Here is a 22,278-nt window from a genome sequence, read left to right as displayed (position 1 = left end):
CACTCCTTTTTGACAATCCTTTTATCTATTACTATTTCATCTATATCTTATCCCGAACTGACGTATTTTGTATTATTCCATTTTTGACTATTAAAGCTGAAGCAATAGCAGTTATCACTAATAATTTTTCAAATCTATCCAATTTTACAATGTGACTTTTTTCAATATCAAAACCACCGCTTTTTAGGTGCAAAAATAGTCGTTCAACACTCCAACGAAATTTATATAAAGCAAAAATATCTTGCTCTATTTCAATTGAAGACACCAGAACCATCAGCTCGCTCTTATCATTTCTATATGCGGTAAAATTAACCTTTCTATTCCATAATATACCACTACAAGCCCTATACTCTAAGGCTTTAACATCACTAAATATTCTTTCAATGGTTAAAGTTCTTAAACCTTTTGTAAGACGAATTTTATGATCCATTTTTAATGGAATAACAAACTTTAGATGGTTATTTATCAGAAAGTCTAACCATTCTTTATTCATAAATTCTCTATCAGCAAGCAAATATTTTATTCTTTCAACGCCAAAATTATTAATAAATTTCTGTAAAAATTCCTTCATAAATTCTGCAGAACACCCGCCACCATGCGACAAAGTCTTCCAGAATATTGGCACCGATATTTTACCAATTACCATTACTAAAAATAAAATATTAATATCGGATTTACCAAATTTCCAACTTGTCCTATCCATTGCTACGACATAATTTTTTGAAGCAAAAAAGCTTAATAGCAAATAGCCAACCTTCATATAATCAAAATTAAAATCTTTTAAAAAACGATAAATTCTATGAGTTTTTGACGTCGCTTTAGCATCACCTAAAATACCAAGTGCTAAACCTTTTTGATAAATTGAGCTGCCCGTCAGCAAACTAATTACCATACCAACCAAATATTTTAATCTTGATTTATTTCCGTCTATATATAAAATCAATTCTTGAAGTATTATATTATGCATTTTGTTATAAAAATACCTACCTTATACTACTTCACACCACTCTAAATCAACCATTCTTCTTCATCTTCTCAAAATTGTAGGGTACTATAGATGTTGTGACTCGGATATATTTAAATTTTGTTCACAGAGCCTAGGAGCGATGGAGCGACGCCTATAAGTAATAGGCGAGCATTGAGCGACAACGTCCCCAACTTCTCATCAATTGACTATAGCTGCATACATTTCCTACTAAGCCCTACCCCACTTGCTCAGCATTTGCATTCTTAGTTAATTTTTTTAGAAAAAGAGCCTACTAAAGTGGTAAATTGTCATGTTTCTTCCATGGTAACTGTACTTTTTTGTTTTGAAGAAAGTTTAGTGCTTTACATATACGCCATCTAGTGTTTTGAGGTTTTATAATATCATCTAGATACCCTCTAGATGCTGCAACAAAAGGAGAAGTAACAGTATCTTTATATTCCTGAATCTTTTGCTTTTTTGATTCTGGGTCTTTACATTCTTCTTTAAATATTATTTCAGCAGCCCCCTCAGCTCCAAGTACTGCAATTTCTGAGTTGAGCCACGCATAATTAACATCACCTCGAAGATGCTTTGAGTTCATCACTATATAAGCTCCGCCATAAGCTTTCCTAGTAATTATGGTAATTTTCGGTACAGTTGCTTCAGCGTACGCATATAATAATTTTGCTCCATGTTTGATAATTCCATTATGCTCTTGAGAGACACCAGGTAAAAAACCTGGTACGTCAACTAAAGTCACTATCGGAATATTAAATGCATCGCAAAAACGTACAAATCTTGCTGCCTTTCTTGATGCATTAATATCTAAACAGCCAGCTAAATGTAATGGTTGGTTCGCAACAAATCCTATAGATCTTCCTTCCATATAACCAAAGCCGATTATAATGTTTTTAGCAAAATCTGGTTGCAACTCAAAAAAGTCTCCTTCATCCACAATACGCTCAATTAATTCTTTCATATCGTAAGCTTTGTTTGGAATATTTGGGACTAAGGTGTTTAGAGACATATCAACTCGATCGGCTGGATCTTCAGTACGACGACATGGTAGTGGGCTACGATTTGATAGAGGTAAAAAATTAAAAAATCTTCTAGTTTCTAGAAGTAGCTCTATATCATTTTTAAAAGCAAAGTCAGCAACACCACTCTTGGTAGTATGCATTCTTGCCCCACCAAGCTGTTCTTGGGTTACTTCTTCACCTGTAACAGTTTTAACTACCTCCGGTCCTGTTACAAACATATAGGAAGTATTTTTAACCATAAATATAAAATCTGTTAAAGCAGGAGAATAAACAGCTCCTCCAGCACAAGGTCCCATAATTAAGGTGATTTGTGGAATAATACCGGAAGCAATTACATTGCGTTGAAATAATTCACCATAACCAGCAAGAGCATCGACTCCTTCTTGGATTCTTGCCCCTCCTGAGTCATTTATCCCAATAACTGGGGCTCCTACCTCCAGAGCAGAATCGAGTATAGAGCATATTTTTTTAGCATGATACTCACCAAGGGAGCCACCGAATACCGTAAAATCTTGGCTATACACAAAAACTAACCTGCCATTTATGGTACCATGTCCAGTTATTACAGCATCCCCTAGAAATTTCTTTTCTTCCATTCCAAAATTATCACATCTATGTTCAACGAACATTCTTGTTTCTTCAAAACTCTCAGGGTCTAGCAATGCTTCTATCCTTTCTCTTGCAGTAAGTTTACCTTTCTTATGTTGCAATGCAATTCTTCCCCCCCCTCCTCCTTGACGGGCGTTATTACGCTTTTCATCAAGAAAATCAAAGGAATTGGCAAAGGAATTTACAATATGTTGATTCATATATGGTTATTATAGTTCATTATAATCATAACTTGTAGTATAATAACAAAATGACGAAAAGATAGTAAAAATTTATCTAGATTAGATTAGAATAGATTTCTTGTACAACTCTACTTTACAGCTATCGAAAGTTATAGTCAATTGATGAGAAGTTGGTGACGTCGTAGCTCAATGCTCGCCTATTACTTATAGGCGTCGCTCCATCGTTCCTAGCCTCAAATTCTCCTGAATTGACTATAGAAGGTAGAGCTGATTTTAGATAGCTTTTCCGCTATAGTCAATTGATGAGTCCGTAGGACTATAAAAAAACAAAATAGATCAGCTTACTCTAATATTATCGCAACTCGAGCAAATTCATTTTCTAACTTAGTTTTAAGATTTTTATACTGAGAAGTTTTTAATTCTTCCTGGGTAATCAAGCTCTTTTTTATGGTTATTATATCTGTGAATACAGTATCTTTATCATGATATTTACATGATCTATTCACATATATCCAGGGAGTATCAATCTCAAAGTTTAATTTTTTACAATCTTTAACTATAATATTTTTGATAGTCATATATTTCTTGTTAGTTTCATACCAATTGCAATAATTAACACGGTGTGTTTATCCAGTCTCTATACATAATTGATTTTACTAAATCTACATTATGAGCAAATTGATTCCAAGCGTAACAAGCCATAGTGACGATATCTTCATATACACCATAACATTGGTTAGACAAGAAATGATTTTTGATCCATTCCCAAACTTGTTCCATTGCATTAAGTTCCGGTGCATAGGGCGGAAGCGGTATCAAAGTGATATTGCTTGGCACAGTTAGTTTTTTGGCTGTGTGCCAACCTGCATTATCCGTTAGTAAAGCTATATGTCGGTTGCCTTGAATACTGCGAGAAAGCTCTTCTAAGAATTTATTCATTGCCTGTGTGTTTGCATATGGTAAAATTAATGCAAAAGCTTCTCCTGTATCATGGCAAGCAGCTCCATAAATATATGTTGAAATGAATTGCTGTTGCCGAACTTTACGGGGTCTAGTGCCACGCTTAGCCCATATACGAGTTAAGCTACCTTGTTGCCCAACTCGAGTTTCATCCTGAGACCATATATCAACTTTACATCTATCGATATTTTTTGGTAATAATTTTGTTAACATGTCTGGGAAGTTTTTTTATATGTATTTTGAGTCTCTTGATTTGACTTTGGATGCATTGAACGAGAAGTAATCCAGCTAAAACCAAGGCGGTGCATAGTATTGTAGACTGTTTTTAAAGCGCATTTAGCACCATATTCCTCAAGTAACATGATATGTAGCTCCTTTCCAGTTATATACCCACCAGTTTTACTTTCACTGAGCGTATTGATTTTATCAAAAAGAGCAGACTCTTGTATAGTGTTAATCTTCCTAGGGGCGCCGCTTCTTTGTGATTCAAATAATCCTTCAAAACCATGATTCCTAAATCTTCTGAGCCATGATTGCACAGTTTTCCAGTGTGACTTCACTATTTCAGATATGGCTTTTAAAGATTTGCCTAATTGAAGGTGATACATCGCCAATAAACGTATACGATTTCGACCATGCGGCTCATGTTTCATCATTTTTATAAAATCATGACCATGAAAACCTTGTGGTAATATTAACCTAGCCATTTGAGTACCTTTATCAGTTAAAAACCCATTTTACACCACTGCGTTAATTATTGCAATTGGTATCAGGCATACCTATAAAGATGTCTGATATTTGATCAGAAGCTGTATGGGTGATATCATCCGATCTACTAGACTTTGAAGTTAAAGCAACCCCCATATTTGTTTTAGAAATTCTATTTCTTTGCTGTAATGCATATTTGATTGTAAGATCTTTAACAATACACGTCAATTCGGGATAAGGATATTGTGAACATGTAGATTAAAATCAAATTTTGTTGAAGGTTTATTTTTCTTTAATGAGTAAGCAACAAGAGTAGATAATATATGGACAAAGGCATTTATTGGTGATCTATGTCTAGTATGTTCAAGGTTCATTTTATTTTTTAGATAATCAAAAACTGTTTCAATTAAGTTACGCTTTCGAAGTAAGATTTTTTCTTTCAAATCCATTAATTTATTTTCCATATTCTTCTTAATTCCATGAATCATTTTTAAGCCTCTTTCATATAAATTTAAGAACAAATTTTGCTTAATATAACCTTTATCAGCTGCTATAATTCCAGTTAATCTTTTTGTTAACTCCGGTACTGGAACCCTATCATCTACATTGCCTTTGGTCACTTTTAATGCCATAAACTCCCCTTTATTATTGATTATTACATGTAATTTAAAACCATAAAAATACCCCATAGAGGATTTACTATGTTTGGCTAATCCTTTAAAAACTTTATTGCTATAACGCCTTTTATTGTGACAAGCTTTAATCGTTGTAGAGTCAATAAAATAAATACCTGTTTCCTCACCAAACAACAAATGAATCAACATATTTAGCGGTATGAATAATCGTGCCATTAATTCAACAAATCTATTATAACTCAAGGCTTTGGGAAAATCATCCTTATGCATGCACTCTATATAACTTTTATAGAAAAATTTAAAATTCTTAGCATAGGATGTATGAAACATAATTATTATTGTTAACATTTCACTTAGACTCATGCTACAACAGCGATTTCTTTGCTTATTTGATGGTAATAACTTTCTCTGTTCATACTCCAAATAAATTTTACAAAAATCATCTATAAAACTATATAATTCTGTGATATCTTTTTTCATGCCTGTAGTTTGTTTTTTTGTTTAAAAATATAAATACTGCAGGCACTCCTTTTTGACAATCCTTTTATCTATTACTATTTCATCTATATCTTATCCCGAACTGACGTAATACGAGAAGTAAGATCAGGTAATTCTAAGAATTTTTTGTCTTCTTCATTAAGATATTCTCCACTCAACCTACGGAAAGTAAAATCCTTTAACTGTTCAGTTGAATAATATAATCCCCAACCACTCATGCCTGATGCCACTTCTCCCTTCAGATCAAACTGACCAGACAGTTCTACAATATTATTTTTTATAACTAATTCCTCGCATGATATAGTTTGTGAAGTCTCAGGCTGTATATTGGCAACTTTGGTATAACCAGCTTCTTGAGTATCTAATAGCAATGCTATCTTATTAGCAATATCTGGGAAAATTCCTTGTGCCATACTAACAAGATTTGTTGGATCAATCCAATATACTTTACCTTTTTTGTTAGTTACTTTGAGCATCACATGATTAAAATTTCCCATGTTAGGTAAGGCATCTGGGTTAGAAAAATTAGTAATACCTCGCATTACTATAATAGGTTGAACCTTATAATCAAGTTTTTGCAAGATAGCAGCAGTACTTGCAGAGAAATCTTTACAATCACCAATTTGCGAACTGGCTACTTTTTCGTATACTTGCAGCAAAACTGCGTAACACTATCTAATTTTTTTGCTAGTACGAATTTATTGTATAAATTTGGGTTTCTACTATGCAAATATCACCGATTAATAAAAACTAGTTGAAAAAGTACCAGTTATATTATAACATTTGAAATATTAATAATAATGATAATTAATCAAATGAAAAAACCAAAAGTAGCGACCTTAAGTGCTGAAGAACGAGAAGAACTAATACAACACGTCAAGGAAAGTTCATTAACGGGAGATGAACAGCAAACGATAGTAGAACTTGTGAAATTTTGTAATGAGCTAATAGACAAGCTAGCATCATCAAATATCAGTATAAATAAGCTTAAGGAAATGCTGATTGGTTTTAAGGCAGATAACAAAAAAAAGATAGTTCAGATTCATTAAAAGAACCGCCAAGTGAATCTGATAACGGGAATGGTGGTAATGAAGAAGAGTGCGATAAGCCCAAAAAGATAGATCGTAGTAATTGGCAAGGTAAATATGGGTTTGATGATTATAAGGATGCGAATACCAGCTATTTAACTCCTGAGAATTTTTGTAGTGGTGATAGCTGTCCTCACTGTTGTAATGGCAAACTATATAATAGTGAAGCTAGAAAATTGCTACAATTTACAGGTAATGCTCCAATTACAGTCAACAGATATGTAAAGAAAACGCTACGTTGTAATGCTTGTGATTATATAGTTATGAACAATAAAAATATCAACAAATGGACAAATAGTAGCAGAAGTGCAATAGTGTTACAAAAGACCTATGGCACTCCTTTCTACCGTTTATCTAGGCTGCAAAGTTTAAGTGGTGTTCCTGTGGCATATAGCTCGCTCTGGCAACAATATTTAGATGTTTGGCAAGAAGGTGGTGGAGCTGAAATTTACGGGGTATTATTGGAAATGGCTGCCGAATGTAGTTCACTGAACCTTGATGATACTAGAGCTAGGATTTTAGAAATTACTATAGCCAATAAGAAATTACGTACTCAAAATAAGAAAGGACGCAGCTGTTATACTACTACAATATGTGCTAAGACTGCAAATAATGAGGTGATAGTTTTATATTTTACCGGTAATAGGCATGGTGGAGAAAATATAGGTAACGTACTAAAGAATCGTAAGAATAGAACAGATTCTATCCAATTAATGACTGACGCAAGTAATAATAATAACCCGGTATTATCAGAAGCAGATCAAGAATTACTGGCAATAATAGTGATGATCAATTGTTTGTCACATGGTCAGAGAAAATTTACAGAGAATGAACTATATTACCCTGAAGAATGCGGATATTTTCTCAAACAAACACGAGGGATTTACCACAATGAACATCAATGTAAAGAGATGAGTCCTGAAGAAAAACTTTGGTATCATCAGGAACATAGCAGTAAATATATAGAAAACATCATAGTACCCCACAGATTTTACAGGAGGGTTAAAATAATAAATTGAATAAGTGACTGAGAGTTACTAATCTCCGCTGAGAATAAGCAACAGGAGGTATTAATGGACTCTCAATCACTATACCAAATATTATACATATTTTTAGATTGGCACCCAGCACGAATTAAAACATTTGCAGAATTAATTTGTGCAGTAGTAAAAGCTAAAACTGTGAGAATCAAAGAATTAGCACTGTATGTCGCTTCTAAAGGCAATTTGCATGCCAAGATTGTTAAAGTTGAGCGTTTGCTTTTAGAACAAAATATGTGCTTTATAAGTTTAGGAAAAATTATTGTTAAATTGCTCTGTCTAACAGGTAAAATTAGCCTTGCCATAGATAGAACCAGCTGGCAATTTGGTATTAAAAATTTGAATTTTTTTGTTGCAACCATTGTATATGGTAATATTTCAATTCCTATAGCATGGTTGTTACTTGATAAAAAAGGCAACTCTTCTACTAATGAAAGAAAGAAATTGATTGAGCAAATTTTAACAATTATACCTAAGGAAATGATAGAGCTTATCCTTGCCGATCGGGAATTTGTTGGAGAAGAATGGTTGCAATATATGGTTGGAATCCAAAAATTACCTTTTGCTATTAGGCTAAGAAAAAGCGAGAAAGTCAAGCATTTCAACGGTGGCAAGATAAAGTTGAATAAATGTTTTGCCGATATGCAAATAGGTAACACTAAAACTATAGAAAGCAAAATTTACAATGGTATGGCAATTAAAATAACTTGTTTGCAATTAGAAAGAGAGCAACTATTTATTGCTAGTAATGTCCTTATTGGTGAATGTGCTTTGCTAGCATATAAGCAAAGGTGGAGCATTGAGCGATCTTTTCTGTCTCTCAAATCATCTGGATTTAATATTGAAGATACCCACATTACAGATCAAAAAAAGCTAGAAAAACTATTTGCAATAGTATCTTTATCCTTAGCTATTTGCGTGCTTGCTGGTGACATTAAGAACAAAATTTATCCTATAAAGATCAAAAAACATGGTCGTAAATTATACTCATTATTTACTTATGGATTTGATTGGATAAAAGATTATTTTTATAACTCGTTAAGTGATACCAATTGCAATAATTAACGCAGTGGTGTAAAATGGGTTTTTAACTGATAAAGGTACTCAAATGGCTAGGTTAATATTACCACAAGGTTTTCATGGTCATGATTTTATAAAAATGATGAAACATGAGCCGCATGGTCGAAATCGTATACGTTTATTGGCGATGTATCACCTTCAATTAGGCAAATCTTTAAAAGCCATATCTGAAATAGTGAAGTCACACTGGAAAACTGTGCAATCATGGCTCAGAAGATTTAGGAATCATGGTTTTGAAGGATTATTTGAATCACAAAGAAGCGGCGCCCCTAGGAAGATTAACACTATACAAGAGTCTGCTCTTTTTGATAAAATCAATACGCTCAGTGAAAGTAAAACTGGTGGGTATATAACTGGAAAGGAGCTACATATCATGTTACTTGAGGAATATGGTGCTAAATGCGCTTTAAAAACAGTCTACAATACTATGCACCGCCTTGGTTTTAGCTGGATTACTTCTCGTTCAATGCATCCAAAGTCAAATCAAGAGACTCAAAATACATATAAAAAAACTTCCCAGACATGTTAACAAAATTATTACCAAAAAATATCGATAGATGTAAAGTTGATATATGGTCTCAGGATGAAACTCGAGTTGGGCAACAAGGTAGCTTAACTCGTATATGGGCTAAGCGTGGCACTAGACCCCGTAAAGTTCGGCAACAGCAATTCATTTCAACATATATTTATGGAGCTGCTTGCCATGATACAGGAGAAGCTTTTGCATTAATTTTACCATATGCAAACACACAGGCAATGAATAAATTCTTAGAAGAGCTTTCTCGCAGTATTCAAGGCAACCGACATATAGCTTTACTAACGGATAATGCAGGTTGGCACACAGCCAAAAAACTAACTGTAAGGTGGTCCCCTTTGTCTAGACAAAAATTTAGATAAATAGAGATATAATTCACAAAAATTAAATTGTTGGAGTCTGTCCTATAGTTTGTGTAAGTTGCAAAGAAAGCAGTAAGAGATTACTGTAAAAAAAGTAACTCAATGATAGGTAAGCCACTAGTTTGACTAGTGAGACCATCAAGGCTTGGCCTTTAGATTTAGTATAAAATAAAAAGTTATCATATATAACTTCTTTGGCTTGACGGTCAAAGGAGAAAATATATGACAACATACGAAAGTTTAAATCATTCTAAATGGGATTGCAAATATCATATTGTGTTTATTCCAAAGTGTCGTAAAAAAGAATTGTACGGGAAGGTTAGAAAATATCTTGGGAACGTATTCCATGAGTTAGCTTTTCAACGTGGGAGCAAGATCATAGAGGGGCATATGGTACAAGATCATGTGCATATGCTCATCAAGATTCCTCCTAAATATTCTGTAGCTGAAGTAATAGGCTATATCAAGGGGAAAAGTGCTATAGCCGTTGCTAGGCAGTTTGGTGGACGAAAACGTAATTTTAATGGAGAAAAGTTGTGGGCTAGAGGTTATGCGGTCTCAACTGTAGGATTTGAAGAGAATCAGATCAAACACTACATTAAGAATCAAGAGCAACTTGATAGTTTAGGCTCTGACGAATCAGGAGAATTTTAATTAACAATGGCAGCCCTTTGGGCTGCTCATAACCGTCAAGCCCCTCGCTTTGCGAGGGCGTTCTGACTTAAGCAAGCAAGGAGGAATTATGGCTAAAAAATTAGATACAGATAAAGATACATTAAACATCAGTAATCAGCTAGTAGAAGAATTATTATCAAAAGCAGATCCATCGGAGTTATTTGGTCGAGATGGTTTATTTCAACAGCTAAAGAAGCAAATAGTTGAGAAAATATTAGCAAGTGAGTTGGATCATGAATTAGGATATTCAAAACATAGCAAGATGGCAAAAGTAGATAATAATCGTCGTAATGGTAGCTATGAGAAGACAGTAATTGATGGGGATGGTCGTAAGCTGACAGTAGAAGTACCAAGAGATCGGGAAGGAGAGTATAATCCTCAATTAATACCAAAAGGGCTGAGGAGATTTAATGGATTTGATGAGAAAGTGATATCCCTTTATGGTCGCGGTATGACAGTCAGCGAGATCCGAGGGCATTTAGAAGAAATATATCAAACTGATGTATCTGGTGACTTGATATCCACCATAACAGATGGGGTAATAGAAGAAGTAACTAGGTGGCAAAATCGTTGTTTAGATAGGGTGTATCCAATATTATACTTGGACTGTATCTATGTAAAATCTAGAGACAATCACATAGTAATAAATAAAGCAGTATATTTAGCACTTGCTGTAAATATAGAAGGGAAAAAGGAGTTACTTGGCATTTGGATAGGCAAAAATGAAGGTGCTAAATTTTGGATGCAAGTAGTTACTGAGTTAAAGAATCGAGGAATTGAACAAATTTATGTTGCTTGTGTGGGGTTTAAAGGGCTTTCCAGAAGCTATAAGCAGTGTATTCCCGAGTACTATAGTACAATTATGTATTGTACATATGGTTCGCAATTCAGTAAAGTATGTGTCATATAAAGATTTAAAAGAGGTCACATCAGATCTAAAACAAATTTATACAGCTAATAATGACGAAATGGCACGTTTAAAACTTCAGCAATTTGGTGTAAAATGGGATAAAAAATATCCGGTAATTTCTGATATTTGGCAACGTAATTGGTCTGGGATAATACCGTTTTTTGCCTTTCCTGAAGAGAACAGAAAGGTAATTTATACTACTAACACTATAGAATCTGTAAATCGTCAAATTAGAAAAATTATCAAAAATAAGGGGGTGTTTCCAGATGATAAGTCAATTCAAAAAATAATATTTTTATCCCTACAAAATGCAGCCAAAAAATGGACCATGCCTATTAAAGATTGGTCTTTAGCTTTAAATCAATTTGAAATACTTTGTGAATTATATCTCTATTTATCTAAATTTTTGTCTAGACAAAGGGGACCACCTTATATTGCCTTACTTGTTTTTTCATCTCTAGCTCTCCTTGTTTGCTAAAGAATTCTATCTCATTTTTCTTATTTTTCTGTCCAAAATATTGGAACCATTATACTATCATCAACATTTCCTGGAGTTAAAGAAAAACTCATAATCTCTCCGCAACTGTTAATGACAATATGTAGCTTACAACCAAAGAACCACCCAGTGGAAGTCTTACCTCTTTTTGCTATGTCTTTGAATACTTTATGTCTATTAATTCTTAAATTATGGCAAGCAGGAAGTTTAGTAGAGTCGATATAATATTGACCAGTTTGTTTTCCTGATAGGCTTTTTAGCAGTAATACCATGGGCATGAAGCTCATTGGCATTAACTGAACAAAACGACTATAGCTCACAAGTTTTGGAAATTCCTTTCTATAACTTTGACATAGGTAGCATAAATAAAAATCTTTAAAGGTACGGTAGTGACTCAAGTGAAACATTACTATAATAGTAATAATCTCTGAGAGTCCTATACCATAGTACCCTACAATTTTTGTAAAGATGGTATTAGGATAGAAAAAAGTTTTTGTTTGGGAGGTATTAATAATGTGGATATTAGCTGCGTTATGGCTGTTGTAGATTGATAAAAAGCATTTTTGATATGATCAAAGCCATAGGTAAATAATGAAAACAATTGTCTTTCAATGGTTTTGTACCGTTTTATTCGGATGAGATTTAAGGCATTTTGTATTATTCCATTTTTGACTATTAAAGCTGAAGCAATAGCAGTTATCACTAATAATTTTTCAAATCTATCCAATTTTACAATGTGACTTTTTTCAATATCAAAACCACCGCTTTTTAGGTGCAAAAATAGTCGTTAACACTCCAACGAAATTTATATAAAGCAAAAATATCTTGCTCTATTTCAATTGAAGACACCAGAACCATCAGCTCGCTCTTATCATTTCTATATGCGGTAAAATTAACCTTTCTATTCCATAATATACCACTACAAGCCCTATACTCTAAGGCTTTAACATCACTAAATATTCTTTCAATGGTTAAAGTTCTTAAACCTTTTGTAAGACGAATTTTATGATCCATTTTTAATGGAATAACAAACTTTAGATGGTTATTTATCAGAAAGTCTAACCATTCTTTATTCATAAATTCTCTATCAGCAAGCAAATATTTTATTCTTTCAACGCCAAAATTATTAATAAATTTCTGTAAAAATTCCTTCATAAATTCTGCAGAACACCCGCCACCATGCGACAAAGTCTTCCAGAATATTGGCACCGATATTTTACCAATTACCATTACTAAAAATAAAATATTAATATCGGATTTACCAAATTTCCAACTTGTCCTATCCATTGCTACGACATAATTTTTTGAAGCAAAAAAGCTTAATAGCAAATAGCCAACCTTCATATAATCAAAATTAAAATCTTTTAAAAAACGATAAATTCTATGAGTTTTTGACGTCGCTTTAGCATCACCTAAAATACCAAGTGCTAAACCTTTTTGATAAATTGAGCTGCCCGTCAGCAAACTAATTACCATACCAACCAAACATTTTAATCTTGATTTATTTCCGTCTATATATAAAATCAATTCTTGAAGTATTATATTATGCATTTTGTTATAAAAATACCTACCTTATACTACTTCACACCACTCTAAATCAACCATTCTTCTTCATCTTCTCAAAATTGTAGGGTACTATAGTCCTATACTGCAAACTACTTTACGCTTACGGTTAGGATTTGGTAATATATATTTATTTTGCTCCGTATCAAAATGCTTGCAAAAATCATCAATTAAGCAGAAAATCTCCGTAAGAGGGATCATAATATATTCTCCAATTTTGTTGTTATTATTCGAGAACTTTATAATCCCTCCCTTCTTACTTTTCAAATATTCTTTCTCCTAACACACTAGTTTGAAAGAAGGTTTTATTTTTACCATAGCTCACCACCAACAGTTTGTTTATGTTATTACATAATGCTTAGCATTTTGTTTGGTGCTTACGTCAAACTCAGGTTATTTAAATTCACTAAAAAAGCGTTGCTTCTCTTTGCTAATTGTGAAGGCTTCGTTAGATTGTTGCATCAATGGCTCAAGCAGCTTGTTGAGTCTAGTATTTTGGGCTATTCCGACTATATATTTTACATTATTTTCATCACACCAATCCAGCATCTGATGACGACAAAATCCACCATCACCACGAAAAATAATCTCTACTTCAGGCCACGATTGACGAAAACGCTTGACTAATAGAGATAATATTGCCCAGCTATGCTTTGCTTGTTCTAGCTTTGAGCTGCGAAGATTGCTTACTAACAGCTTTTTTCCACAAAAAACATATAAAGGTAGAAAGCAATTATGACGATAATATCCATGATAAAACTTCCCCTCTTGATTGCCATAAATTTCATCATCAGTGGCATCAAAATCAAGTATTAATTGTTTCGGCACGGTTTTATGAGATTCGACAAACTTGTCAATCATCACCTTATGAGCTTTAAGAGCAAATCCACGATCTGCTTTATTTTCTAAACGGCATAAAGTAGAGCTACTAGCCATATCGTCCAGTGTGTCTATACTTGTTTGCAAAGCTGGACATTTTCTTAAATTATCGTGATCATTTAAATCTTCATAACCAAGAGCAATACCATAAATACGCTGTTTGAGCATTGTTAAAATAGTATGAGTAATTTTATCAGAATCTCGCTTATCAGGAAAAATCTTAGCCAGTTCATTAGTTAGACCAAGTCTTTTATCTGCTTCTCTTAGCAATAATACACCTCCATCGCTACTAATATTACCTCCTGTGAAATTTATTTCTATTTGACGATTTTTTACTTTCGATTGGTAAATTAATCCTGTACAATTTGTCATGGCAAAACCCTCTATGTAATCTTCTTTTAACACTGATATTATATAGTATTACAAGGGTTTTGTCTCTATTCTTTCATGCAATATTCAGGTTAGGTAACTTTAAAATAATATCTTCTAATAATATTTTATTATTTCTATTTCCGCTTATCTCTTTTATTTTCTGAGCAATAACATCATGCATTTCAAAGATAGGATTAGTTTCATGAGAATCAATGTTAGATATTAAGGCAAATTTAGACAGTTGATAAAGATCAGCATCCAGAGTATTCGGATCATCAGTGATAATTTTTAAAAGTTCTTTCGAAAAACCTTGATTATTTATTAAGGCTATTTTATTTAGCAATTTTTTAGCATTTGGCTTTAATTCCTTGATAGCTAATGTAACATTTAATTTAATTCTATCTGCTGATTTATGAATTTTTTTCTTATATTCGGCTTTATCTAAACCTTTTACATTATTTAATAATTGTGCCCCTTGTACTATCATGATAGGATAACCAGCAAACTCTTTGTTCAAGAACTTTGCTAATTTGGAATCATGATTTTCTAGAATATTATTAGCAAGGATAATTGCATCATTTTTTCCAAAGGCAGTCATTTTGACTATACTCGGTAGTATTTCACTATATTGAGAACCAAATATAACATGTCCATTATGTTCCCAATCAACGAATTCTTTAACTTTCTTATTTTTACTTACTTTTAGATTATCAAATATTAGTAACCATTTATCTTGATTCGATAAATGGTTCATTAGTTCTTTTCATACTAATCTTATATCTTCTGATATTAGATTAGATTTAGCAGTACTATTAATAACTTTTGCTAGCTTTAGTAGTTCTTGATTAATATCTAAATTACAGTCAATAAACCAAATAAGCTTATAGTTATTTTGATTTTCATAACAATACATTCTAGCAAGTTGGGTTTTTCCCATGCCACTAGTTCCTACTATGCTTGTTTGTCGATATTTAATTAAGTTCTTTGTAAGCAAAGCTAGTTGTTTAACATGATCGACAAAATAAGTAACTGGTGCAACAAAATTAGATATCTGGTTAGCTATTTGTTGTTGAGCTAATGAGTTAAGAGGCATTATTAATAATATTAATAGTATCAAATATTTATTCATTGTATTTTGCTAATAAAAGGTTTCAGAAAAGTTGCATTACTATCTTTATTTTGCTCATGTACATTATACATTATTACGAGGGTTTTGCCTACATCATTTCATGCAATATAAAATTAAGGATTACATTTTTGATATCTTACCTTGTAAAAAAACTCTTTGATTAGATTTTCAGAAATTTTTGCCGAAAAGCCACTATATATTTCAGGGCGGTAAAAACAAGATTTGCTATTAAAAAAACGTCCACCATTTTCAATCGCCCCCTGTTTTGGATCATTTGCTGCATAAAATAATCTACCTATTCTAGCGAAAGATATTGCACCAGAACACATAACGCATGGCTCTAAAGTAACATACATATCACAATCTGATAAATTTTTACTAGATAGAATCTGACAAGATTGATTTATCGCTACAATTTCAGCATGCAATATCGGATTTTTGGTTTTCTCAACAATATTATGAGCCTTTGCAATAACTTTGTTAGTTATTCTATTGACTATAATAGCCCCTACTGGAATTTCATTTTCATCTAAAGCAAGTTGTGCTTGCTTTAGAGCTTCCTCCATAAAAAAATTGTTAAATTCTGTTGATCTTTTCACGGTAATTAACTTTTTCTTCATAACCATATGGATCTAGATGAATAATTATTTCTGCCCCTGGAAACTCTAATAGCAATTCACTACAAATTTGATCACTATGATAATGAGAATTATATAATGACATATCTGCATCCATTTCTATGTGACATTGTATAAACGGCTTACTTGCAGCATATCTAGTTTTCATTTCATGGATACCTTTTACTTCCTTAAAGCTACTAATTATTGATATAATTTTTCTTCTATCTTTTTCCGGTAACTCTTCATCAATAAGATTTTTTAAAGCTTTTCTGAATAAAGCATAAGAAGCATATATTATGTATAATGAAATACCTATACCAAATAATGAATCTATAAACCAAAAACGAGTAGTTAAGTTTATAGAAAAGATTACCGCAATATTTGTTAGTAAGTCTGTAAAATAATGTAATTTATCTACTTTTATTATTTCCGAACTAGTCTTTTTTATCACATAAGTTTGATAAGCTACCAAAATAAAAGTTAGTATAATACACAAATACATTACATTGATACCAGACTCTATATTGCCTGGAACAGATTTATCAATAAGAGATTTTATCGAAGAGAAACAAATAAATAAACCAGAAACACAAAAGAATACTGATTGTGAAAAAATTGCTAAATCTTGGATTTTTTCATGCCCAAATCTATGGTGATAATCAGGGGGTTGCAGTGCAAAACGAATAGCAATCAAATTAATAAAAGACGATGAAATATCAAGTATAGCATCAATTAAAGATGCTAAAATAGACTGAGAATCAGTCACAATCCATCCATAAGATTTAATAAATAAGATGAATGCAGCTAAAATAAAAGATACATAAGATGCCGATTTAATTAAATTTTGATGCTCTGAAGTCGTCATATAAAATTTCAATTGTTTTATAATATAAAATACATTATTATCCAGCTAGTGTACTATAGTCAAGGGGTGTATCAAATTTAACGACACTTAATAAGATTTTTTGTATATATTTAATTTAAAATTATATGGTTTTTATGAATTTAACATTCAAAATTACGGCAATTATTTTGGCAACAACAATGTTGCACGGCTGTTCTGGCATGAATAAACAAGGTGGTGGAACATTAATTGGTGGTGTAGCTGGTGGGCTTTTAGGCTCTCAATTTGGCAAAGGCACAGGACAACTTGTAGCAACTGGTGCAGGTGTTCTAATTGGGGCACTTGTTGGTGGTCATATTGGTCAAACTATGGATGAGCATGACAAGAAATTGGCACAATTAAGCTCTCAAAAAGCATTGGAGACTGGCTCTAGTGGTCAGAGTGTAGAGTGGCGTAATCCGGATAGTGGTAATTACGGATATGTAACACCAGAAAGAGCTTTTAAAAACGATCAAGGGCAATATTGTCGTGAGTATACTCAAACCGTCGTTGTCGGTGGTAAGCAGGAGAAAGCTTATGGCAAAGCTTGTCGTAAACCAGATGGGCAGTGGGAAATTGTTAAGTAGACTATCATAAATTTAGCAACACATCGTCATTGCTTCGTCGATCTACGATCTTCCTTGCAATGACGCCATTTGTAAAGTTTTGCAAGGATTCTAATGCCTATCTCTAAATCAGAAGATACTATATTAATAAAGTTCAATAATGTATCTAAGCAATTTGGAAAAAAAATTCCCCTTACCAATATTAATTTTACTGTCAAAAAAGGCGAAGTGACGACTTTAATTGGTCCAAATGGTGCTGGCAAAACAACAATAGCTAGGTTAATCTTAGGTTTAGATCGCCCTTCCTCTGGTAACATAATAATTCACCCTAATCTAAAAATTGGCTATGTCCCTCAGAGGTTAGATTTTGCTTCAGATTTACCAATTACAGCTGAAAAATTTTTGTATTTATTAGCTTCAAATAGTACTAACAAGGATTGGCAAGAATTGAGCAATTTTATTGATTTTGATAATTATAAGCACCATGATATTTCTGAACTTTCTGGTGGTCAATTTCAAAAGTTAATGCTAACTGCTAGCTTACTGAACAATCCTGATCTAATTATTTTAGATGAACCAACTCAATCATTAGATGTTACTAGCCAACAAGAATTTTACCGAATCATTAATCAAATAAAAAAACGTCTAAATATTACAATTTTTATGATCTCACATGATTTATTTACGGTAATGAAAAATTCCGACCAAGTAATATGTTTAAATGGTCATATCTGCTGTAGTGGCAAACCAAATGATTTAGCAGAAAACCAAGAATTCCTAAACACCTTGTCAGCAATTGGTTTTTACGTCCATCATCATGACCATAAACATTAGACCTCTTGCATAACCTAAAGATAATTGAGGAATTTTTAGGAAAAACGAAGTCGAGTACCGTAGCGTACTAAGATGTACGTGAGGAACGGAGTATAGTACCCTACAATTTTGAGAAGATGAAGAAGAATGGTTGATTTAGAGTGGTGTGAAGTAGTATAAGGTAGGTATTTTTATAACAAAATGCATAATATAATACTTCAAGAATTGATTTTATATATAGACGGAAATAAATCAAGATTAAAATGTTTGTTTGGTATGGTAATTAGTTTGCTGACGGGCAGCTCAATTTATCAAGAAGGTTTAGCACTTGGTATTTTAGGTGATGCTAAAGCGACGTCAAAAACTCATAGAATTTATCGTTTTTTAAAAGATTTTAATTTTGATTATATGAAGGTTGGCTATTTGCTATTAAGCTTTTTTGCTTCAAAAAATTATGTCGTAGCAATGGATAGGACAAGTTGGAAATTTGGTAAATCCGATATTAATATTTTATTTTTAGTAATGGTAATTGGTAAAATATCGGTGCCAATATTCTGGAAGACTTTGTCGCATGGTGGTGGGTGTTCTGCAGAATTTATGAAGGAATTTTTACAGAAATTTATTAATAATTTTGGCGTTGAAAGAATAAAATATTTGCTTGCTGATAGAGAATTTATGAATAAAGAATGGTTAGACTTTCTGATAAATAACCATCTAAAGTTTGTTATTCCATTAAAAATGGATCATAAAATTCGTCTTACAAAAGGTTTAAGAACTTTAACCATTGAAAGAATATTTAGTGATGTTAAAGCCTTAGAGTATAGGGCTTGTAGTGGTATATTATGGAATAGAAAGGTTAATTTTACCGCATATAGAAATGATAAGAGCGAGCTGATGGTTCTGGTGTCTTCAATTGAAATAGAGCAAGATATTTTTGCTTTATATAAATTTTGTTGGAGTGTTGAACGACTATTTTTGCACCTAAAAAGCGGTGGTTTTGATATTGAAAAAAGTCACATTGTAAAATTGGATAGATTTGAAAAATTATTAGTGATAACTGCTATTGCTTCAGCTTTAATAGTCAAAAATGGAATAATACAAAATGCCTTAAATCCCATCCGAATAAAACGGTACAAAACCATTGAAAGACAATTGTTTTCATTATTTACCTATGGCTTTGATCATATCAAAAATGCTTTTTATCAATCTACAACAGCCATAACGCAGTTAATATCCACATTATTAATACCTCCCAAACAAAAACTTTTTTCTATCCTAATACCATCTTTACAAAAATTGTAGGGTACTTATATCTTTAAATTATGATATAAGTAATGGTAAGAGGGTGATTTGAGGGGTACTTGATTGAGATAATCGAGCATAGAATAAGTACCCTCTTACAAAGTTTGCTTTGAACAAATTGCAGAAAGTGTTGGAAGTAGCAGCCTTGCACAATAAGACGAAGGAGATTATATCATGAGTAAAATAATAGGTCTAGATGTAAGTAAACAATGGCTTGATATATGTGTATATAATACAAGCGATAAACCTAAATATCATCGTTTTGCCAATGATGCAGCTGGTCATGAAGAGGTGATTAAATTAGCAAAAGAGCAAGAGATTAAGCTAATAATATGTGAACCCACTGGAGGATACGAAGCTGAGATTTGTCAAAAGCTGTATAATAATAAGCAACAAATACATAAGGTCAATACATATAGTTTTAATTCTTTTAGTAAATCGGTAAATTTGTGTAAAACTGATAGGAAGGATGCATTTAAATTAGCATATTATGGTGATAAGATGCAGCTTTCAGCGAATTATATATATCAAGTTGAATCAGAGAATTTGAAGAGATATAAGCAAAGACGAGAAGATTTAGTATTAATGCTTAGCAATGAAAAGAAAAGACTACATCATAGTATTGATGGTATTGATAAAGATAGTATAGAAAAACACATTAAATTCTTACAAAATGAAATAGCTGAGCTTGATAAGAAGTTAAACAAAACAATAGATGAGTCAGAAGAGTTAAAAGAGAAGGTAAAAATATTAGAGACTGTACCTGGTATTGGTAAATGTTTGGCTACAAAACTAATTAGTTTTGTACCTGAATTAGGGGATAAAAATTATAGTAGTAATGAATTGTCAGCAATTGTGGGGATAGCTCCGTACGCCCGTGATAGTGGTAATAAGCAAGGACGAAGATTTATTAGGGGAGGCAGAAAAATACCACGGGATGCTTTATACATGGCGGTATTAACTGGCAAAAATGGTTTTCAATATTTAAAAACTTTATACAATAGGCTTGTTAATAATTTTAAACCTAAGAAAGTTGCGATAGTTGCTTGTATGCGTAAGCTACTTGAAGTTTGCCATAAACTTATTCAACAAAAACGTTGTTTTATTATTTAGATAAATATTTTTTTGAAAATTTGAGTCTGTCCTATAGTTTGTGTAAGTTGCAAAGAAAGCAGTAAGAGATTACTGTAAAAAAAGTAACTTAAGCAAGCAAGGAGGAATTATGGCTAAAAAATTAGATACAGATAAAGATACATTAAACATCAGTAATCAGCTAGTAGAAGAATTATTATCAAAAGCAGATCCATCGGAGTTATTTGGTCGAGATGGTTTATTTCAACAGCTAAAGAAGCAAATAGTTGAGAAAATATTAGCAAGTGAGTTGGATCATGAATTAGGATATTCAAAACATAGCAAGATGGCAAAAGTAGATAATAATCGTCGTAATGGTAGCTATGAGAAGACAGTAATTGATGGGGATGGTCGTAAGCTGACAGTAGAAGTACCAAGAGATCGGGAAGGAGAGTATAATCCTCAATTAATACCAAAAGGGCTGAGGAGATTTAATGGATTTGATGAGAAAGTGATATCCCTTTATGGTCGCGGTATGACAGTCAGCGAGATCCGAGGGCATTTAGAAGAAATATATCAAACTGATGTATCTGGTGACTTGATATCCACCATAACAGATGGGGTAATAGAAGAAGTAACTAGGTGGCAAAATCGTTGTTTAGATAGGGTGTATCCAATATTATACTTGGACTGTATCTATGTAAAATCTAGAGACAATCACATAGTAATAAATAAAGCAGTATATTTAGCACTTGCTGTAAATATAGAAGGGAAAAAGGAGTTACTTGGCATTTGGATAGGCAAAAATGAAGGTGCTAAATTTTGGATGCAAGTAGTTACTGAGTTAAAGAATCGAGGAATTGAACAAATTTATGTTGCTTGTGTGGGGTTTAAAGGGCTTTCCAGAAGCTATAAGCAGTGTATTCCCGAGTACTATAGTACAATTATGTATTGTACATATGGTTCGCAATTCAGTAAAGTATGTGTCATATAAAGATTTAAAAGAGGTCACATCAGATCTAAAACAAATTTATACAGCTAATAATGACGAAATGGCACGTTTAAAACTTCAGCAATTTGGTGTAAAATGGGATAAAAAATATCCGGTAATTTCTGATATTTGGCAACGTAATTGGTCTGGGATAATACCGTTTTTTGCCTTTCCTGAAGAGAACAGAAAGGTAATTTATACTACCTGAGTTTGACGTAAGCACCAAACAAAATGCTAAGCATTATGTAATAACATAAACAAACTGTTGGTGGTGAGCTATGGTAAAAATAAAACCTTCTTTCAA

The 22,278-nt window shown here is 32.6% G+C and carries 26 protein-coding genes and 3 pseudogenes; 13 read left to right on the top strand and 16 right to left on the bottom strand.

The window, feature by feature from the left end; all coding sequences use genetic code 11:
- Nucleotides 1-40 precede the first annotated feature (40 nt).
- From NBW66_RS09910 to NBW66_RS09880, 7 genes are all read right to left on the bottom strand, one after another.
- A complete protein-coding gene (locus tag NBW66_RS09910; protein ID WP_250310876.1) occupies nucleotides 41-967 on the bottom strand; it encodes a transposase in 927 nt (308 codons plus the stop codon).
- A 292-nt stretch (nucleotides 968-1,259) separates the two neighbouring features.
- Complete coding sequence (locus NBW66_RS09905) at nucleotides 1,260-2,816, bottom strand: acyl-CoA carboxylase subunit beta (RefSeq protein WP_250310875.1); 1,557 nt, start codon at nucleotides 2,814-2,816, stop codon at nucleotides 1,260-1,262.
- Nucleotides 2,817-3,139: 323 nt separating this feature from the next.
- Nucleotides 3,140-3,304: a hypothetical protein gene (locus tag NBW66_RS09900; RefSeq protein WP_250310874.1), complete on the bottom strand. Its 165-nt coding sequence runs from the start codon at nucleotides 3,302-3,304 to the stop codon at nucleotides 3,140-3,142.
- Between the two features lie 106 nt (nucleotides 3,305-3,410).
- On the bottom strand, nucleotides 3,411-3,971 hold the full coding sequence (locus NBW66_RS09895; RefSeq protein WP_250310543.1) for an IS630 family transposase: 561 nt from the start codon (nucleotides 3,969-3,971) through the stop codon (nucleotides 3,411-3,413).
- Nucleotides 3,965-4,465 carry a helix-turn-helix domain-containing protein gene (locus tag NBW66_RS09890; RefSeq protein ID WP_250310542.1) on the bottom strand — a complete coding sequence of 167 codons (501 nt, stop codon included), beginning with the start codon at nucleotides 4,463-4,465 and terminating at the stop codon, nucleotides 3,965-3,967. Before NBW66_RS09890 ends, NBW66_RS09895 begins: the two co-directional genes overlap by 7 nt.
- A gap of 225 nt (nucleotides 4,466-4,690) precedes the next feature.
- Nucleotides 4,691-5,581 carry an IS982 family transposase gene (locus NBW66_RS09885; RefSeq protein ID WP_250310582.1) on the bottom strand — a complete coding sequence of 297 codons (891 nt, stop codon included), beginning with the start codon at nucleotides 5,579-5,581 and terminating at the stop codon, nucleotides 4,691-4,693.
- Between the two features lie 83 nt (nucleotides 5,582-5,664).
- A complete protein-coding gene (locus NBW66_RS09880; protein ID WP_250310873.1) occupies nucleotides 5,665-6,180 on the bottom strand; it encodes a hypothetical protein in 516 nt (171 codons plus the stop codon).
- A 234-nt stretch (nucleotides 6,181-6,414) separates the two neighbouring features.
- Here NBW66_RS09880 and NBW66_RS09875 point away from each other — a divergent pair, with 234 nt between their 5' ends.
- The 7 genes and pseudogenes from NBW66_RS09875 to NBW66_RS09845 all read left to right on the top strand — a co-directional run.
- Complete coding sequence (locus NBW66_RS09875; RefSeq protein WP_250310741.1) at nucleotides 6,415-6,648, top strand: hypothetical protein; 234 nt, start codon at nucleotides 6,415-6,417, stop codon at nucleotides 6,646-6,648.
- 302 nt (nucleotides 6,649-6,950) lie between these two features.
- Nucleotides 6,951-7,706 (top strand): IS66 family transposase, encoded by a 756-nt coding sequence (locus NBW66_RS09870; protein ID WP_250310872.1) that lies wholly within the window; start codon nucleotides 6,951-6,953, stop codon nucleotides 7,704-7,706.
- A 54-nt stretch (nucleotides 7,707-7,760) separates the two neighbouring features.
- Nucleotides 7,761-8,792 (top strand): IS4 family transposase, encoded by a 1,032-nt coding sequence (locus tag NBW66_RS09865; RefSeq protein WP_250310871.1) that lies wholly within the window; start codon nucleotides 7,761-7,763, stop codon nucleotides 8,790-8,792.
- Nucleotides 8,793-8,835: 43 nt separating this feature from the next.
- On the top strand, nucleotides 8,836-9,336 hold the full coding sequence (locus NBW66_RS09860) for a helix-turn-helix domain-containing protein (protein WP_250310542.1): 501 nt from the start codon (nucleotides 8,836-8,838) through the stop codon (nucleotides 9,334-9,336).
- Nucleotides 9,330-9,704: a transposase gene (locus NBW66_RS09855; protein ID WP_250310870.1), complete on the top strand. Its 375-nt coding sequence runs from the start codon at nucleotides 9,330-9,332 to the stop codon at nucleotides 9,702-9,704. Before NBW66_RS09860 ends, NBW66_RS09855 begins: the two co-directional genes overlap by 7 nt.
- Nucleotides 9,705-9,926: 222 nt before the next feature.
- Nucleotides 9,927-10,358, top strand: a complete 432-nt coding sequence (gene tnpA / locus NBW66_RS09850) for an IS200/IS605 family transposase (protein ID WP_250310729.1) — start codon at nucleotides 9,927-9,929, stop codon at nucleotides 10,356-10,358.
- A gap of 88 nt (nucleotides 10,359-10,446) precedes the next feature.
- Nucleotides 10,447-11,665: pseudogene (locus NBW66_RS09845) on the top strand (IS256 family transposase); the annotation flags it as partial.
- 146 nt (nucleotides 11,666-11,811) lie between these two features.
- Here NBW66_RS09845 and NBW66_RS09840 read toward each other — a convergent pair.
- The 9 genes and pseudogenes from NBW66_RS09840 to NBW66_RS09805 all read right to left on the bottom strand — a co-directional run.
- Nucleotides 11,812-12,225: pseudogene (locus tag NBW66_RS09840) on the bottom strand (IS982 family transposase); the annotation flags it as partial.
- A gap of 11 nt (nucleotides 12,226-12,236) precedes the next feature.
- The gene (locus NBW66_RS09835) at nucleotides 12,237-12,563 is read right to left on the bottom strand and encodes a hypothetical protein (RefSeq protein ID WP_250310868.1); all 327 of its coding nucleotides are present in this window, start codon (nucleotides 12,561-12,563) and stop codon (nucleotides 12,237-12,239) included.
- Nucleotides 12,554-13,336, bottom strand: a complete 783-nt coding sequence (locus NBW66_RS09830) for a transposase (RefSeq protein ID WP_250310771.1) — start codon at nucleotides 13,334-13,336, stop codon at nucleotides 12,554-12,556. Before NBW66_RS09830 ends, NBW66_RS09835 begins: the two co-directional genes overlap by 10 nt.
- Nucleotides 13,337-13,423: 87 nt before the next feature.
- A pseudogene (locus NBW66_RS14610) lies at nucleotides 13,424-13,549 on the bottom strand (IS982 family transposase); the annotation flags it as partial.
- 192 nt (nucleotides 13,550-13,741) lie between these two features.
- Nucleotides 13,742-14,632 (bottom strand): IS1380 family transposase, encoded by an 891-nt coding sequence (locus tag NBW66_RS09825; RefSeq protein ID WP_250310867.1) that lies wholly within the window; start codon nucleotides 14,630-14,632, stop codon nucleotides 13,742-13,744.
- A 40-nt stretch (nucleotides 14,633-14,672) separates the two neighbouring features.
- The gene (locus NBW66_RS09820) at nucleotides 14,673-15,353 is read right to left on the bottom strand and encodes a hypothetical protein (RefSeq protein WP_250310866.1); all 681 of its coding nucleotides are present in this window, start codon (nucleotides 15,351-15,353) and stop codon (nucleotides 14,673-14,675) included.
- A gap of 9 nt (nucleotides 15,354-15,362) precedes the next feature.
- Entirely contained in the window at nucleotides 15,363-15,716 is a 354-nt protein-coding gene (locus NBW66_RS09815; protein WP_250310865.1) for a hypothetical protein, read from the bottom strand.
- A 125-nt stretch (nucleotides 15,717-15,841) separates the two neighbouring features.
- A complete protein-coding gene (locus tag NBW66_RS09810; protein WP_250310864.1) occupies nucleotides 15,842-16,348 on the bottom strand; it encodes a nucleoside deaminase in 507 nt (168 codons plus the stop codon).
- Nucleotides 16,305-17,213, bottom strand: coding sequence for a cation diffusion facilitator family transporter (locus NBW66_RS09805; RefSeq protein WP_250310863.1), 909 nt, complete (start codon nucleotides 17,211-17,213; stop codon nucleotides 16,305-16,307). Before NBW66_RS09805 ends, NBW66_RS09810 begins: the two co-directional genes overlap by 44 nt.
- A gap of 134 nt (nucleotides 17,214-17,347) precedes the next feature.
- On the opposite strand from NBW66_RS09805, the gene NBW66_RS09800 reads away from it, so the two are divergent.
- The 6 genes from NBW66_RS09800 to NBW66_RS09775 all read left to right on the top strand — a co-directional run bounded on the left by NBW66_RS09800 (nucleotide 17,348) and on the right by NBW66_RS09775 (nucleotide 22,182).
- Nucleotides 17,348-17,818, top strand: coding sequence for an RT0821/Lpp0805 family surface protein (locus NBW66_RS09800; protein ID WP_250312182.1), 471 nt, complete (start codon nucleotides 17,348-17,350; stop codon nucleotides 17,816-17,818).
- Between the two features lie 93 nt (nucleotides 17,819-17,911).
- Nucleotides 17,912-18,631 (top strand): metal ABC transporter ATP-binding protein, encoded by a 720-nt coding sequence (locus NBW66_RS09795; RefSeq protein WP_250310862.1) that lies wholly within the window; start codon nucleotides 17,912-17,914, stop codon nucleotides 18,629-18,631.
- Nucleotides 18,632-18,811: 180 nt separating this feature from the next.
- Nucleotides 18,812-19,912: a transposase gene (locus tag NBW66_RS09790; protein WP_250310861.1), complete on the top strand. Its 1,101-nt coding sequence runs from the start codon at nucleotides 18,812-18,814 to the stop codon at nucleotides 19,910-19,912.
- Between the two features lie 174 nt (nucleotides 19,913-20,086).
- Complete coding sequence (locus NBW66_RS09785) at nucleotides 20,087-21,025, top strand: IS110 family RNA-guided transposase (RefSeq protein ID WP_250310767.1); 939 nt, start codon at nucleotides 20,087-20,089, stop codon at nucleotides 21,023-21,025.
- 109 nt (nucleotides 21,026-21,134) lie between these two features.
- Nucleotides 21,135-21,977: an IS256 family transposase gene (locus NBW66_RS09780; RefSeq protein WP_250310860.1), complete on the top strand. Its 843-nt coding sequence runs from the start codon at nucleotides 21,135-21,137 to the stop codon at nucleotides 21,975-21,977.
- Complete coding sequence (locus tag NBW66_RS09775) at nucleotides 21,967-22,182, top strand: transposase (protein WP_410525794.1); 216 nt, start codon at nucleotides 21,967-21,969, stop codon at nucleotides 22,180-22,182. The genes NBW66_RS09780 and NBW66_RS09775 overlap by 11 nt, the downstream gene beginning before the upstream one ends.
- The last annotated feature ends 96 nt before the right edge of the window (nucleotides 22,183-22,278 follow it).

Origin of the sequence: Rickettsia endosymbiont of Oedothorax gibbosus, assembly GCF_936269705.1 — a bacterium.
GTDB lineage: Bacteria > Pseudomonadota > Alphaproteobacteria > Rickettsiales > Rickettsiaceae > Tisiphia.
The sequence above is the reverse complement of the archived record's forward strand: the minus strand, read 5'-3'. Positions and strand labels throughout refer to the sequence as shown.